The following is a 13,223-nucleotide window of genomic DNA, read 5'->3' as shown; positions in this document are numbered from 1 at the left end:
CTTGCTTCTCAAAACTGTCCTACAACCATCATATTCCTGACAGTGAAGAATATTTTTCTGTAGTTCGTTGCGCTTTGAATGATTTAAAGATAAGAACTCTGCATAAACAAAAAAAACAGGTGGTTTTGTCTCATGCGCAAGCTGGATCGCACGGATATCGGGATTCTCAATAGCCTTCAACAGAATGCACGCATCACCAATGCGGACTTGGCCCGCTCGGTCAACCTGTCACCGACACCGTGCTTTAACCGCGTCAAGGCGATGGAAGAACACGGCTTGATTCGTGAGCAGGTGACATTGCTGGACGCAGATATGCTGGGCCTGCACGTGAATGTGTTTATTCATGTCAGCCTTGAGAAGCAGGTAGAAGAGGCCCTGCATAAGTTTGAGGCGGCGATTTCAGACCGTCCTGAGGTCATGGAGTGCTACTTGATGGCGGGAGACCCGGATTACCTGATCCGTGTGCTGGTGCCGAGCATTCAGGCGTTGGAGCGCTTTATGATGGATTTTTTGACCAAGGTGCCGGGCGTTGCCAATATCCGCTCCAGCTTTGCCCTCAAACAAGTCAGATATAAAACGGCTCTGCCGTTGCCGCCGGGTGGCTTGGTGCTGGAGGAGTGATTCAGACTGCAGCTGTAGAGCCTCTTTTAAAATAGGCGAGTATCATCCCTGCACACTTTTACTCAAGGGTTCTGCACCATGTCTGTTGTTTCTTTGAAAGGAGTTTTCAAAACCGCTGCCTTGCTGACCCTAATGGCCGGTGCAGGATCAGCATTCGCTCATGCGCACCTTGAGCACTCGACACCTGCCGCCGATAGCACCGTCGCCCAAGCAAAAGAACTGCGACTGCAATTCAGTGAGGGTGTTGAGCAAGCGTTCAGCAAAGTTGAGCTTATTCACGAAAACACCCCGATAAAGGTGCGTAGTGTTGCAACCGATGTAGACGACAAAAAAGTGCTGGTTGTAACGCCGGCTGCGCCTTTAGAGCCCGGCAGTTATACCGTCAAATGGAACGCGGTCTCCGTCGATACGCACAAAAGCAAAGGCCAATACACCTTCACGGTGAGCCAGTGAGTTGATGCTCGGCGCAATGGTTGTCTGCCGGTTTGTGCATTTTTGCGCTGTGCTCCTGCTGTTCGGGTTTTGTGTCTTTAAGCCCTTACTGCTTCGCGCCCGGAACGGGGGCGCGTATGACCGTCACAAAGGTTGGATCGAGCGCGGCCTGGCGTGGCTGGCATTGGGCAGCGCTCTGGTCTGGTTGCTCTTGGTAACCCATTCCATGGCGGGCAGTTGGCCTGAAGCTCTGAATGTAGAGACGCTGTGGTTAGTATTGGGCAGCACTTTTTTTGGGCATGTCTGGGCCGCTCATGTAGTGATTAATGTATTGCTACTCATCGTCCTTCAAGTTCGCTCGTCTTCCAAGGCTGGTTACCTGTTAGGTCTGTTGCTTTTGGCCACACTTGCCCCCGTGGGGCATGGCGCGATGCTGGAAGGTTGGCGCGGACAGTTGCTGATGTTCAATCAGTTTATCCACCTGGTCTGCGTCGGGGCGTGGTTGGGCGGTCTTCTGGGTTTATTGCTGGTGTTGATGCGTGCCGACAGACAAGACGTGGACCGCGTTTTGCGGCGCTTTAGTAGCGTGGGTTTTGTTCTGGTAGCGGGAATCATACTGACAGGGCTGATCAATACCCGTGTGTTGACCGGCGCAGTCTGGCCCACGCCCTTGTTCGAAGGATTCGCCCTGATCTTGCTGATCAAAGTCTTCGTGGTCGGCGTGATGCTGTTGCTGGCACTGTTTAATCTGGTGATGAGTCGTGCGGGTCGTTTCGCTGTTTTGCGTACCAGTGTGACGCTTGAATGGTCATTGGGGTTGATAGCGGTTGCGGCTGTTTCTTTGCTGGGGACTTTGCCCCCCTTGGTGATCAACTAGCGACTGAGCCACCTCAGTCGCCATGCCGTACCACAGTCTGGGCTTAGATCAGTAAAAACAATCCGAGCAGGCCGCCAAAAATGGCCCATTTTTCCAGGTAGTAGCGCGTGCGATTGCGTTTTTTCAATTCTTTACCGCGCAGGCGGATTTTATACAGTTTGGTAAAGGCGCGGTTCAGGTTGCCGGTTTTATCATTGGCATCATTAGGGGAGCTGGCAGAGGCCATCACCGTGCGGCTAAACCATTGGTTGAAAGCGGCGGCCCAACGATAACGCATAGGTCTTTCCACATCACAGAACAGGATGATGCGGTTTTTATCGGTGGTATTTTCTGCGTAGTGGATAAAGGTTTCATCAAAGATGACCGCTTCGCCGTCGCGCCATGAGTAGTTCTGGCCGTCGACATTGATATAGCAGCCCGAATCATTGGGCGTGTCCAGGCCCAGGTGATAGCGCAATGAACCTGCATAGGGATCACGATGGCGTACCAGCTTTGAGCCCGGTGGCAGCTCGGCGAACATGGCCGCTTTGATGGTGCCGATGCTATTGAGCAGTTCGATAGTGCGCGGGCACGTCTCTACCGCCGAAGGGTGATTGTCGCCGTACCACTTGAGGTAGAACCGCTTCCAGCCGCTTTTGAAAAAAGAGTTAAAACCGACATCATTCGGTTGCTCAGAGCGTTTTATTTCACCCGCTTGCATCAAGTTTCGTGCTTCTTCGCGGATTTCTTGCCAGTGATCCTGCAAAAGCTGCAATTGGGCAAAGTCAGCGGGCTTGTAGTAGGGCTGGCTGGGAACCTTGGAAAACAGGTATAGAAAACAGTTGATGGGGGCCAGGAAGGTCGAATGGTCGCTCAACTGGCGTCCCAGTTTGTGGCGGACTTTGCCTCGCAGGTGCACATAGGCAATGGAAAGAACGTAAACAGCAATGATAATGAGTTTCAAAATTAACGTCACAAGTCAGAGAAAATGCTGCCCGGATTCACGCAGTCAACCCGACTTCCTGTCATTGGAGTCGGGCGCGGGTGCTGCTCGGTGGGTAGCTAAAGAGGTAAGGTTAAAACAGCACTTCCGGCATTTTCCAGTTTTTCCTTACAGGTTTGTAGATTTTTTCCTACAGTCTTTGGTCGGGTTGCAGGTTGCAACCGGTGCTAAACGGAAGTGAGAAGGTGATGGCTGTTGTTTTTAAGCTGATGATTTTATTGAAAAAATCAGGGTTTATTAATTTTCTTCCGCGCTCCGAAAGATTGATACATCCGAAAATGCTGGGGGTCTAGCCAGCTCTCAACCTGCTCCATAAATCGGTTCTGACGATCGAAGGTCGTGCGCAACGCCTTTATAAAGACTGTCCCCGGTGTGCGTTCAAGTAACGCAGCATCTTGTTCATTGAGCGGGTGCGCGCCAATCCACTGATCGCCTCGATCAGCAACGAAGCCATAGGCTGCCAGCGTAATAGTCAATGAGTTGTCTATCAGGCCGACTCGGGGGAGTCCCTCCAGGCCTCCGGTGGCGGGTACGAGTGAGCGTTCCAGAGAAATGGCGATGCCATCCTGCTGACGTCGCCGACGTTCCAGGATGACGAAGTGACTTATACCCAATTGCAGCGCCAGTTCGGGGCGTTCTACGGTTTCAAGTCGTAAGACTTCGGTGTAAATCCGTGCACCTGTATCCGCCAGTGCTTGAGACCAGCCATTGCTTTGGTCAAGGCTAAAACCGTCATAGGTGACGATCGCACCACCTTCGGTTTGCATGGCGATGTACTTTCGCCTTTCCAGTTCGGCAAGCGCTTCTCGCAATGTGCCTGTACTGACCTGCAATTCCTGCGACAGCTGCTCTTCGCCGGGCAGCAGGTGGCCGTCTGCTAACAGCCCACTTTTAATGCGGTGGACCAGTTCATTGACTGCGCTTTGTTTTTCGTTGGAGCGGGCGGGTTTTATCATGCTCTGAGTAATAGCTGAGCATTAGTCGTTCGGCAATAAATGAGCGTTGAAACCTTCATTTGCGGGTTGAAAAACGGCCCGGAAGGAGGGGCGTCTTGAGTCTTTGATTACTTGGAGACTCAAGACTGGCGCATAACGATGAATGAAGGTGGGTTAGCTACAGGCTTTCAAGTTGACCGGACCGACGAACTCATTGCCGCGGCCCATGACGCAAGCGACAGTCTGGTTGCGTTGGCGTTCCCAGGCCTGAACCGGGTAAGTCTTGTTCCAGGCTTCGTATAGCTGGCGGTCCTGCTTGGACAAGCGCAAATTATATTGTTTGCTCATGTAAAAGTAGGTGCGCGCAATCATGCCGCGAATGGACGGTCGGGGCATGACCTTTTTGGCTTTGAAGTCGACTTGCGTCAGGCAGGAGCCATATTGACCCGACTGTGCAGGCAGCCAGCCAAAACTGAAATTATTGCGATCACCGTTCACCTCGCCGATGCTGGGCACCAGGTTATGAAGGTCGGCTTCCGCTACTTTGTAGACAGGGTCATTGCGGGTGCAGTTTTTACGACCACCGCTTTGCCAGCATTGGCGTTGATGGCCGATTTGCCAGGCGGGAACGATGTGTTCCCACTCAATGCGCGCTGCCCGGTTGGCATTTTTACGAGGGACATAGCCACAGGCTTTAAGGTCGACCCGGTTGCCTGAGTATTTGCATCCGCAGTAAAACTCGGTGGACTGCGGTGCGTAGAGTTTCCAGGCAGCTTTTTTGGCTTCACTGAATGTTTTGGGTGCCGCTGCCTGGGCACTTAACACGGTAAAGAGGCTGACTATCGCCAGCAAACAAACCCTCATTGATTCAATCTTCCTCTGGTACGGTCCAGAAAACATTGACCCCGCCATCATCGCGATGAGCGATCGTGACGTTATCGTTTTCAGATATTTCCTCTAGCAGGCGCTCCCAAAACTCGGGGTTATCGCCCTCTAGCCGTTCGAGCACGGCCATTTTGTCTTTCTGGGCTTTCGGTGAACTGATGATTTTTTGTATGCGCGATCCGAACATTTCATAGGGGCTTGGTAGGGCTGGCGCTTTCGCCGGTTTTTTAGCCATGATGCGATCCTTGGTTGCTGTATGTGCATACAGTATTTAACTGCGCTTCATTTGGCAACTGTTTGAACCCGTCAGGCTGCGGATGGGACTGCGTTTTTTGGTTTTAGTGCGCAAGTCTTTAGAAACTAATGTGAAAACTGCTCCTTCGGGTGAACGAGCAGTCGAAAAGCCGAGCGCTGGGCAGCGCTCGGCGTGGGTGAATCAATATTCCCAGAATATGCGTTGCAGTTCTTTGCTGTCCTGGGTTTGAGTCAGGGCGACCATGGCCAGAATTCGAGCTTTCTGAGGATTAAGGTCATGAGCAACCACCCAGTCATTTTTGTCATCTGGTTGTTCTGCGTTACGCAGTACGAACCCGCCGTTATTTACGTGCGAAGACCGGATGATCTGCACGCCATCTTTACGCAGGGCTTGCAGGGTAGGGACTACGCGCGAAGACACGGAACCATTGCCCGTACCGACGTGGATGATGGCTTTGGCTCCGTCTTTTGCCAGGGCTTTATAAGCGCTGTCGTCTACGTTGCCATACGAATAGGCGATACCTACGTTGGGCAGGGTTTTAATGTTCTTGATGTCAAACTCAGAGTTCATGGTGTGACGCTTGGAAGGCAGGCGGAACCAGTAGGACTTGCCTTCAACGACCATGCCCAAAGCCCCCCATGGGCTTTTGAATGCTTCAGTCTTGATGTTCATGGTTTTGCTGACATCGCGGCCGGACTGAATTTCGTCGTTCATGGTGACCAATACGCCTTTACCGCGAGCGTCTTTGCTACCGGCTACAGCGACAGCGTTGTACAGGTTCAACATGCCATCTGCTGACATGGCAGTGCCTGGACGCATGGAGCCAACAACGATGATGGGTTTATCGGTTTTCTCAACCAGGTCCAGGAAGTAAGCCGTTTCTTCCAGGGTGTCGGTACCGTGGGTAATCACAATGCCATCGACATCATTGCTGTCAGCCAGTTCGGCGACACGACGCGCGAGTTGCAGCAGGTTTTCATTGGTAATGCTTTCGGATGCAATTTGCATCACTTGCTCGCCACGGACATTGGCCAGTTGGCTCAACTCGGGCACGCCTGCAATAAGCTGGTCTACACCTACTTTGGCGGCGGTATAGGTTGCGCTGTTGGCAGCGCTCGCACCTGCGCCTGCAATGGTTCCGCCGGTTGCCAGAATAACCACATTGGGTTTGCTGGCGGCTTCTTGAGCGTGGGCGAAGGGCAGTGAAAGGAGAAGAGCTAAAGTGCCTGGAACAATTGTTTTCAAAACTGATGCATTCATTGTTTTTTCTCTTATTGGTGGGCACGTCGATGCAAGGCATCTCATGCGACGCGTTGCATTGTTCGGCAACACGATATGTACAAGAGAGCACTAAATGTGCCAATACGCGCCGTACTTATTTATTTCATAACGTGTTGATTTGTAATAAAAAAATTCAATACTCGAATTATCTAGCAGAATCGAAGACGGATTCCCGAACATACGCCGTGCTCTCTGTTCGGAGAGTCGACCGTTCGTCTGCTGTGCCGGTTATGGCTGTCGCAGCCAAGCGTATAGCTTCACCGCAGATGCGCGCCGCCAGCAGTACACGATGCGTTGAGCGCGGGAGTTCTTCCCGTGTAGTCGGGGTACTGTCATATTCACGAGCGTCATAGTGGACATTAACCCCGGTAAACGGGTAGAGCGATGGAATTGAGCGATGGCTACCATTAAAGATGTAGCGGCAATGGCAGGTGTTTCCTACACAACGGTTTCTCATGTCCTGAACAAGACACGCCCTGTCAGTGAGCCGGTTCGTTTAAAAGTGGAGGAGGCCATTGCACATCTTGATTATGTGCCCAGCGCAGTGGCGCGTTCACTGAAAGCAAAGACTACGGCCACGATTGGGCTGTTGGTGGCCAATAGCCTCAATCCTTATTTCGCCGAGCTGGCGCGGGGCATTGAGGATTACTGCGAACGTAATAATTATTGCGTCATTTTGTGCAACTGCGACGATGATCCGGATAAACAACGCAACTATCTGCGAGTGCTGTTAGAGAAACGCGTGGACGGGTTGGTTGTCGCCTCGGCCGGTGGGGACGTGGGGTTGGCGAGTGGGCTGTTGGGTGTGCGCACCCCTATGGTGATAGTTGACCGCAATCTGGAAGGCATTCACGCAGACCTCGTGCGTATCGATCATGAGCTGGGCGCATATCTGGCCACACGTCATTTGCTTGATCTTGGGCATCGTGCCATTGCCTGTATTGCAGGTCCTGCAATCACCCGCGTGGCCCAGTTACGTATGGCTGGGTATCAGCGGGCATTGACTGAGGCAGGGATTGAAGTGCCCGAGTACTGGATGCTTGAGAGTGATTTCAGCTGTATGGGCGGTTATCAGGCGGCTGTCCGGTTGTTCGAAGGTAATCGACCTACTGCTATTTTCGCGTGCAACGACTTGATGGGAATTGGTGTCTTGCGTGCGGCGGCAGAATGCAAGATTCGAGTGCCGGATCATCTTTCAGTCATCGGATTTGATGATGTGCAGATGAGCCGCTATGTGTATCCGGCCTTAACCACAGTCGGGCAATCGATTCTGCAATTGGGCGAGATGGCTGCGCAGTTATTGCTGCGACGTATTTCTGCACCTGAGCGCGAGGTGGAGCAGCACATCGTAACGCCGAGTATTGTGCTGCGAGAATCGACGGCTGCCTATCCAGGTTCAGTGGTTTGCCAACAAGGCGAAGGTGGTCAAGTTGGTCGCTAAGGATCAAGTTCAGGTGGGAGTCGACAAGCCCGTATCTTTGTATTTTTCAAATAGTTGGTCGGTAAAGGCCCGGGCCGCGTCTGTGCCAAGCTCTTTGACTAACAGGTCAATCCCGATGATAGCCAGTTCTTCAGGGCTGCCAGGGCTGTAAGAGCACTGCCCTTGGAGCCATTTGGCTTTTATGTTTGCATCGATGGTGACTGTAGTCATGAGTATCTCAAGAGGGCGTTCAGGCGAGGATTTTAGCAAAGTCCTGGCAAGACGCTATCACGAGGCAAAACTTAATCACATGTCGTTCTTTGGCGTTTGCGCTTCCGTACCCGGCTGGAGTGCATCACACTTGAATTTTTTGAGGGAGGGCGGCCATGCAGATTGATTTAAACAACCCCGAGGCACTTACAGAGGCGGCCGTGCGTGATTTGTTGGCTTCGGCCAGTGACGATGTGCATACACAATTACGCGTCACTAAAAACGGTGTGGCCTATATCTCGGCAGGCGTAGTAGGAGGCGTGGACATCGACGGGCTGCTGTTCAGGCTGGAAACCTGGGCTGCCGGGTCAGGCTATGTAGGCAAGGTCGCGGCGAGTGATGGTGTCTGGGTCATGCAGATTTACAATGCGTTGAATGATAATTGGCCAAATCCCGCGTTTGATTACATCGATATTTACTGAGGTTGAGTACACATTTGGTCATGAACTGGTGTGTGCATGCTTTTGCAGCTAAAGCAAACTCTAGCCTTCGCGTGTAATCACTTCTTTGCGAGCGGCCCTGTGCAACCTATTGGCTCATCAGCTGTCGCAAAGGTTCAGAACATTTATTTTAAGGAGGCTTCATGTCTTGGAAGCTAGTGTCATTGGGGTCGTTGGTGGCGGTTTTGGCCTTGTCCGGGTGCGGTACGACTCAGTCTGTTAAAGAGCCAGTGGTTGAGGCGGGGCATACTCGCTGCGATGCCAAGGCGGCAGATTTTGTCATCGGTCAAAAGGCATCGTCCCAGCTTTTAGAGCAGGCCCGTATAAAAGCGGGCGCGCAAGAGGCCCGTATCTTGTTGCCCTCAGACATCATGACCCTCGAGTACCGATCGGATCGACTGAATCTCAACGCGGACAATAATGCAATCATCACACGTGTGAACTGCGGTTAACCGGGATGTAGCATTGTGTCAGGCACAAAAAACCCCGTCACATGGACGGGGTTTTTTTGTTCGAAGGAGATTTACTCCGCGCGAACCTGTGCAGCTTGCATACCCTTTTGGCCTTTCTCAGCCACGAAGGAAACGGTTTGGCCTTCTTTCAGGCTTTTGAAACCGTCGCTTTCGATAGCTTTGAAGTGTACGAACAGGTCGTCACCGCCACCTTGAGGAGTGATGAAGCCGAAGCCTTTTTCATCGTTGAACCATTTTACGGTGCCGGTTTGGCGATTAGACATGGTGTATCTCCAAGAAACTTATATTTTCAGTAGTACTGTGCTGCTCAGGCCAACTGGGCACACTCAGCTATCATAGTCGAAATGTGCGGTTTGGAACCCCCCCTGAGCACTAGTTTGCTGCATTGTTAGCTGTTGTCTTACGTCGAATGCGGCCAAAACCCCCGTTTTATGGGGGGTTTAAGGCGTTTGATCAGGAAAAAAAAAGAGCTGAAAGATGTACGGTTTTCACTAAAAAAACGCTTTTAAGGCTGTTTTGCTCTGGTCGGAGTCCTAAAGCACTCCTTTTTTACGACCTATTTGGCTGCTTTTACCTTGCACGGCTCAATTGCAGTCAGCGCTTTGTTGACCAGATTCTGGTCAGGCTGTTTTTCCTTGTTCATCAACTGCTGTATTTCTGTTGTAGAGAGTTTTGCAGAGAGTTTGTCTGCTCCGCAGGCACAGTGTTGCTCAGCCAGTTTTGTATTTTTGAGGGTTTTGTTCGCGGCAGGCACACATTCTTTCATGTAGTCAGCTTTCTGCCCGGCTGGCCAATTGTCGGCTTGGGCCGTCAGCGGTAGCAGAAAGGCCAGTGGGGCTGCAAAGGCGAGGAAACGAATCATGCGCATGTGAATCTTCCTTTAAGTCGTTGAGGCAGAGAGTGGTTCACGCAATATCTGAGGGAATAATGAAGCTCAAGTTCACAATTTTGCAAAGGCGACTTAATTGCTCTGGGTATGTTTGAGCGAGAAGGGCGGCGTGAATTCATCTGTGCTAGCATGCCGCCCTTGGCCATTAATGTGATTACATGCGCACGCCGCATCAAAGCAGAGCCATAAACCTTTTTGATTTGAATTCCAGTCACTCTGGTTCGGTTTTCGGTTTGCCGTAAGGCTCCTGCCACTGTGAGGCAGGCATACCTCCGAATCGCGTACTGGCTCATCCCAACCCACGTGACCTTTGGTAGGGGTCACCACTAGGAGAGGAGGCGCCATGCCAACTATTACTCTTCCCGACGGTAGTCAACGTTCATTCGATCATCCGGTATCTGTAGCGGAGGTCGCCGCTTCAATCGGTGCCGGTCTGGCCAAGGCCACCGTGGCCGGCAAGGTCAACGGCAAGCTGGTTGATGCTTGCGACTTGATCGAGCACGACGCTACCTTGCAGATCATCACGCCTAAGGATGAAGAGGGGCTGGAGATCATTCGTCACTCTTGCGCCCACTTGGTCGGTCATGCAGTCAAACAGTTGTACCCGACGGCCAAAATGGTAATCGGTCCTGTCATTGACGAAGGCTTTTACTACGATATCGCCTATGAGCGTCCGTTCACTCCGGATGACATGGCGGCTATCGAACAGCGCATGCAGCAGTTGATCGAGAAAGACTACGACGTCATCAAGAAAGTGACTCCGCGTGCTGAAGTCATCGAGCTTTTTTCTCAGCGTGGTGAAGATTACAAGCTGCGTCTGATTGAAGACATGCCAGATGAACAGGCCATGGGTTTGTACTTCCATGAAGAATACGTCGACATGTGTCGCGGCCCTCACGTGCCGAATACGCGCTTTCTGAAGTCGTTCAAACTGACCAAATTGTCAGGCGCTTACTGGCGCGGTGATGCCAAGAACGAGCAGTTGCAGCGTATCTATGGCACGGCTTGGGCAGACAAAAAGCAACTCGCTGCCTACATCATGCGTATTGAAGAGGCCGAGAAGCGCGATCACCGTAAAATCGGTAAGCGCCTGGGCCTGTTCCATACTCAGGAAGAAGCGCCAGGTATGGTGTTCTGGCACCCGAATGGCTGGACGCTTTACCAAGTGCTTGAGCAATACATGCGTAAAATTCAGCGCGAAAATGGCTACCTGGAGATCAAGACTCCTCAGGTTGTCGACCGCAGCTTGTGGGAAAAGTCCGGTCATTGGGCTAACTACGCTGAAAACATGTTCACGACTGAGTCTGAAAGCCGTGATTACGCGATCAAGCCCATGAACTGTCCTTGCCACGTGCAAGTCTTCAATCAGGGTTTGAAAAGCTACCGCGAATTGCCAATGCGTCTGGCCGAATTTGGTGCGTGTCACCGAAACGAGCCATCCGGTGCGCTGCACGGCATCATGCGCGTACGTGCATTCACTCAAGACGATGCGCACATCTTCTGTACAGAAGAGCAGATGCAGGCCGAATCCGCTGCTTTCATCAAGCTGACACTGGATGTTTATTCAGATTTCGGCTTCAAGGATATTGAGCTCAAGCTGTCCACTCGTCCTGAAAAGCGTGTGGGATCTGATGAATTGTGGGATCGTGCCGAAAGCGCATTGGCTTCAGCCCTCGACAGTGCGGGCCTGAAATACGACCTGCAGCCAGGTGAAGGTGCCTTTTACGGGCCTAAAATTGAATTCTCCCTGAAAGATTGTCTGGGTCGTGTCTGGCAGTGTGGTACCTTACAGCTCGATTTCAACCTGCCGATCCGTCTGGGCGCCGAATACGTGTCCGAAGACAATAGTCGCAAACACCCCGTTATGCTGCACCGCGCGATCCTCGGGTCGTTTGAGCGTTTTGTCGGTATTTTGATCGAACATTACGAGGGTGCATTCCCTGCGTGGCTGGCGCCGACTCAGGCAGTGATCATGAATATCACTGATAAACAGGCAGATTTTGCCGCTGAAGTTGAAAAAACTCTCAATCAGAGCGGATTTCGTGCCAAGTCTGACTTGAGAAATGAAAAGATCGGCTTTAAAATCCGCGAGCATACTTTGCTCAAGGTTCCTTATCTCTTGGTTATCGGAGATCGGGAAGTCGAGATGCAGACTGTCGCTGTGCGTACACGTGAAGGTGCTGACCTGGGCTCAATGCCCGTCGCGCAATTCGCTGAATTTCTCGCACAAGCGGTTTCCCGGCGTGGTCGCCATGATTCGGAGTAATTATTATTAAGCGTGAAATGAGACAAGATAAACGAGCTGCACCGAAAGCCCCGATCAACGAGAATATCTCGGCACGCGAGGTTCGGTTAATCGGAGCTGAGGGCGAGCAACTTGGCATTGTCCCGATTGAAGAAGCGCTTCTTAAGGCTGAAGAGGCCAAACTGGATTTGGTGGAAATTTCCGCTGATGCAGTACCCCCTGTTTGCAAGCTGATGGATTACGGCAAGTCGATCTTCGAAAAGAAGAAGCAGATTGCCGCAGCGAAGAAAAACCAGAAACAAATCCAGGTTAAAGAAATCAAGTTTCGTCCAGGGACGGAGGAAGGGGATTACCAGGTAAAACTGCGCAACCTGGTACGTTTCCTGAGTGATGGGGACAGGGCCAAGGTATCGTTACGATTCCGCGGCCGTGAGATGGCCCACCAGGAGCTGGGTATGGAACTGTTGAAGCGGGTTGAAGCTGACCTTGTGGAATACGGGACTGTAGAACAGCATCCTAAGATGGAAGGACGCCAGCTGATTATGGTCATCGCCCCGAAAAAGAAGAAGTAATCAATTGGGCACGGCAGGCCTTCTGATTATGTTTATCAACTGAATGCGGAGTATCCGAACATGCCAAAGATGAAGACTAAAAGTGGTGCTGCTAAGCGGTTTCTGAAAACTGCTAACGGTATCAAGCACAAGCACGCTTTCAAGAGCCACATCCTGACCAAAATGTCGACCAAGCGTAAGCGTCAATTGCGCGGTAGCAGCTTGCTGCATCCGTCTGACGTGGCAAAAGTCGAGCGCATGCTGCGCCTTCGTTAATTTTTGGTTAAGACTAGAGGAAGTAACTCATGGCTCGTGTAAAGCGTGGCGTTGTCGCCCGTAAACGTCACAAAAAAATTCTGAAACTGGCTAAAGGCTACTACGGCGCACGCTCACGCGTATTCCGTGTTGCCAAGCAAGCGGTAATCAAGGCAGGCCAATACGCCTACCGTGACCGTCGTCAGAAAAAACGTCAGTTCCGCGCTCTGTGGATCGCTCGTATCAACGCTGGTGCACGTATCAACGGTCTGTCTTACAGCCGTTTCATCGCCGGCCTGAAAAAAGCTTCCATCGAGATCGACCGTAAGGTTCTGTCTGATCTGGCAGTGAACGAAAAAGCGGCGTTTGCTGCAATTGTCGAGAAAGCTAAAGCCGCCTTGGCTTAAGTAC

General features: G+C 51.8%; 18 protein-coding genes. 10 read left to right on the top strand and 8 right to left on the bottom strand.

The window, feature by feature from the left end:
• The first annotated feature begins 132 nt into the window (after positions 1-132).
• The 3 genes from bkdR (at position 133) to copD (ending at position 1,930) form a co-directional block, all read left to right on the top strand.
• Positions 133-621, top strand: a complete 489-nt coding sequence (gene bkdR, locus FJD38_RS00675; RefSeq protein ID WP_122782912.1) for a Bkd operon transcriptional regulator BkdR — start codon at positions 133-135, stop codon at positions 619-621.
• Positions 622-699: 78 nt separating this feature from the next.
• Positions 700-1,074 carry a copper homeostasis periplasmic binding protein CopC gene (copC, locus tag FJD38_RS00670; protein WP_146383646.1) on the top strand — a complete coding sequence of 125 codons (375 nt, stop codon included), beginning with the start codon at positions 700-702 and terminating at the stop codon, positions 1,072-1,074.
• Positions 1,075-1,078: 4 nt separating this feature from the next.
• Positions 1,079-1,930, top strand: coding sequence for a copper homeostasis membrane protein CopD (gene copD / locus FJD38_RS00665; protein WP_146383645.1), 852 nt, complete (start codon positions 1,079-1,081; stop codon positions 1,928-1,930).
• Between the two features lie 43 nt (positions 1,931-1,973).
• On the opposite strand, the gene lpxO is transcribed toward copD, so the two are convergent.
• From lpxO to FJD38_RS00640, 5 genes are all read right to left on the bottom strand, one after another.
• On the bottom strand, positions 1,974-2,873 hold the full coding sequence (gene lpxO, locus FJD38_RS00660; RefSeq protein WP_122782909.1) for a lipid A hydroxylase LpxO: 900 nt from the start codon (positions 2,871-2,873) through the stop codon (positions 1,974-1,976).
• Positions 2,874-3,139: 266 nt separating this feature from the next.
• Positions 3,140-3,868: a GntR family transcriptional regulator gene (locus tag FJD38_RS00655; RefSeq protein WP_146383644.1), complete on the bottom strand. Its 729-nt coding sequence runs from the start codon at positions 3,866-3,868 to the stop codon at positions 3,140-3,142.
• 153 nt (positions 3,869-4,021) lie between these two features.
• Positions 4,022-4,711, bottom strand: a complete 690-nt coding sequence (locus FJD38_RS00650) for an endonuclease (protein ID WP_122782907.1) — start codon at positions 4,709-4,711, stop codon at positions 4,022-4,024.
• 4 nt (positions 4,712-4,715) lie between these two features.
• Positions 4,716-4,967, bottom strand: coding sequence for a DUF1654 domain-containing protein (locus FJD38_RS00645; RefSeq protein ID WP_146383643.1), 252 nt, complete (start codon positions 4,965-4,967; stop codon positions 4,716-4,718).
• 201 nt (positions 4,968-5,168) lie between these two features.
• The gene (locus tag FJD38_RS00640; protein WP_146383642.1) at positions 5,169-6,248 is read right to left on the bottom strand and encodes an asparaginase; all 1,080 of its coding nucleotides are present in this window, start codon (positions 6,246-6,248) and stop codon (positions 5,169-5,171) included.
• 418 nt (positions 6,249-6,666) lie between these two features.
• Between FJD38_RS00640 and FJD38_RS00635 the strand changes: the two genes are divergently transcribed.
• Positions 6,667-7,710, top strand: a complete 1,044-nt coding sequence (locus tag FJD38_RS00635; protein WP_146383641.1) for a LacI family DNA-binding transcriptional regulator — start codon at positions 6,667-6,669, stop codon at positions 7,708-7,710.
• Positions 7,711-7,719: 9 nt separating this feature from the next.
• Here the strand turns inward: FJD38_RS00635 and FJD38_RS00630 are convergent, their stop codons facing one another.
• A complete protein-coding gene (locus FJD38_RS00630) occupies positions 7,720-7,920 on the bottom strand; it encodes a hypothetical protein (protein WP_122782903.1) in 201 nt (66 codons plus the stop codon).
• A 155-nt stretch (positions 7,921-8,075) separates the two neighbouring features.
• Here FJD38_RS00630 and FJD38_RS00625 point away from each other — a divergent pair, with 155 nt between their 5' ends.
• Together FJD38_RS00625 and FJD38_RS00620 are read left to right on the top strand one after the other, a co-directional pair.
• Positions 8,076-8,381 carry a hypothetical protein gene (locus tag FJD38_RS00625; protein ID WP_122782902.1) on the top strand — a complete coding sequence of 102 codons (306 nt, stop codon included), beginning with the start codon at positions 8,076-8,078 and terminating at the stop codon, positions 8,379-8,381.
• Positions 8,382-8,542: 161 nt separating this feature from the next.
• Positions 8,543-8,851 carry an I78 family peptidase inhibitor gene (locus FJD38_RS00620; RefSeq protein ID WP_122782901.1) on the top strand — a complete coding sequence of 103 codons (309 nt, stop codon included), beginning with the start codon at positions 8,543-8,545 and terminating at the stop codon, positions 8,849-8,851.
• A 71-nt stretch (positions 8,852-8,922) separates the two neighbouring features.
• On the opposite strand, the gene FJD38_RS00615 is transcribed toward FJD38_RS00620, so the two are convergent.
• Both FJD38_RS00615 and FJD38_RS00610 read right to left on the bottom strand, forming a co-directional pair.
• Positions 8,923-9,135, bottom strand: a complete 213-nt coding sequence (locus tag FJD38_RS00615) for a cold-shock protein (RefSeq protein WP_007905882.1) — start codon at positions 9,133-9,135, stop codon at positions 8,923-8,925.
• Between the two features lie 293 nt (positions 9,136-9,428).
• A complete protein-coding gene (locus tag FJD38_RS00610) occupies positions 9,429-9,740 on the bottom strand; it encodes a hypothetical protein (protein WP_122782900.1) in 312 nt (103 codons plus the stop codon).
• A 364-nt stretch (positions 9,741-10,104) separates the two neighbouring features.
• Here FJD38_RS00610 and thrS point away from each other — a divergent pair, with 364 nt between their 5' ends.
• The 4 genes from thrS to rplT are packed head-to-tail and all read left to right on the top strand — an operon-like array spanning position 10,105 to position 13,219.
• Complete coding sequence (thrS, locus tag FJD38_RS00605) at positions 10,105-12,027, top strand: threonine--tRNA ligase (protein WP_122782899.1); 1,923 nt, start codon at positions 10,105-10,107, stop codon at positions 12,025-12,027.
• Positions 12,027-12,578, top strand: a complete 552-nt coding sequence (gene infC / locus FJD38_RS00600) for a translation initiation factor IF-3 (RefSeq protein WP_169835808.1) — start codon at positions 12,027-12,029, stop codon at positions 12,576-12,578. Before thrS ends, infC begins: the two co-directional genes overlap by 1 nt.
• 60 nt (positions 12,579-12,638) lie before the next feature.
• Complete coding sequence (gene rpmI, locus FJD38_RS00595; RefSeq protein ID WP_002553160.1) at positions 12,639-12,833, top strand: 50S ribosomal protein L35; 195 nt, start codon at positions 12,639-12,641, stop codon at positions 12,831-12,833.
• Between the two features lie 29 nt (positions 12,834-12,862).
• Positions 12,863-13,219 carry a 50S ribosomal protein L20 gene (rplT, locus tag FJD38_RS00590; protein ID WP_146383640.1) on the top strand — a complete coding sequence of 119 codons (357 nt, stop codon included), beginning with the start codon at positions 12,863-12,865 and terminating at the stop codon, positions 13,217-13,219.
• Positions 13,220-13,223 lie beyond the last annotated feature (4 nt).

Origin of the sequence: Pseudomonas saxonica (assembly GCF_007858365.1) — a bacterium.
Lineage (GTDB): Bacteria > Pseudomonadota > Gammaproteobacteria > Pseudomonadales > Pseudomonadaceae > Aquipseudomonas > Aquipseudomonas saxonica.
The sequence above is the reverse complement of the archived record's forward strand: the minus strand, read 5'-3'. Positions and strand labels throughout refer to the sequence as shown.

What these genes read in the sequence shown, in the direction of transcription:
- bkdR (WP_122782912.1), top strand. Translation starts at nt 133, where the DNA reads ATGCGCAAGCTGGATCGCACGGATATCGGGATTCTCAATAGCCTTCAA.
- copC (WP_146383646.1), top strand. Translation starts at nt 700, where the DNA reads ATGTCTGTTGTTTCTTTGAAAGGAGTTTTCAAAACCGCTGCCTTGCTG.
- copD (WP_146383645.1), top strand. Translation starts at nt 1,079, where the DNA reads ATGCTCGGCGCAATGGTTGTCTGCCGGTTTGTGCATTTTTGCGCTGTG.
- FJD38_RS00655 (WP_146383644.1), bottom strand. Translation starts at nt 3,868, where the DNA reads ATGATAAAACCCGCCCGCTCCAACGAAAAACAAAGCGCAGTCAATGAA.
- FJD38_RS00650 (WP_122782907.1), bottom strand. Translation starts at nt 4,711, where the DNA reads ATGAGGGTTTGTTTGCTGGCGATAGTCAGCCTCTTTACCGTGTTAAGT.
- FJD38_RS00645 (WP_146383643.1), bottom strand. Translation starts at nt 4,967, where the DNA reads ATGGCTAAAAAACCGGCGAAAGCGCCAGCCCTACCAAGCCCCTATGAA.
- FJD38_RS00640 (WP_146383642.1), bottom strand. Translation starts at nt 6,248, where the DNA reads ATGAATGCATCAGTTTTGAAAACAATTGTTCCAGGCACTTTAGCTCTT.
- FJD38_RS00635 (WP_146383641.1), top strand. Translation starts at nt 6,667, where the DNA reads ATGGCTACCATTAAAGATGTAGCGGCAATGGCAGGTGTTTCCTACACA.
- FJD38_RS00630 (WP_122782903.1), bottom strand. Translation starts at nt 7,920, where the DNA reads ATGACTACAGTCACCATCGATGCAAACATAAAAGCCAAATGGCTCCAA.
- FJD38_RS00625 (WP_122782902.1), top strand. Translation starts at nt 8,076, where the DNA reads ATGCAGATTGATTTAAACAACCCCGAGGCACTTACAGAGGCGGCCGTG.
- FJD38_RS00620 (WP_122782901.1), top strand. Translation starts at nt 8,543, where the DNA reads ATGTCTTGGAAGCTAGTGTCATTGGGGTCGTTGGTGGCGGTTTTGGCC.
- FJD38_RS00615 (WP_007905882.1), bottom strand. Translation starts at nt 9,135, where the DNA reads ATGTCTAATCGCCAAACCGGCACCGTAAAATGGTTCAACGATGAAAAA.
- FJD38_RS00610 (WP_122782900.1), bottom strand. Translation starts at nt 9,740, where the DNA reads ATGCGCATGATTCGTTTCCTCGCCTTTGCAGCCCCACTGGCCTTTCTG.
- thrS (WP_122782899.1), top strand. Translation starts at nt 10,105, where the DNA reads ATGCCAACTATTACTCTTCCCGACGGTAGTCAACGTTCATTCGATCAT.
- rpmI (WP_002553160.1), top strand. Translation starts at nt 12,639, where the DNA reads ATGCCAAAGATGAAGACTAAAAGTGGTGCTGCTAAGCGGTTTCTGAAA.
- rplT (WP_146383640.1), top strand. Translation starts at nt 12,863, where the DNA reads ATGGCTCGTGTAAAGCGTGGCGTTGTCGCCCGTAAACGTCACAAAAAA.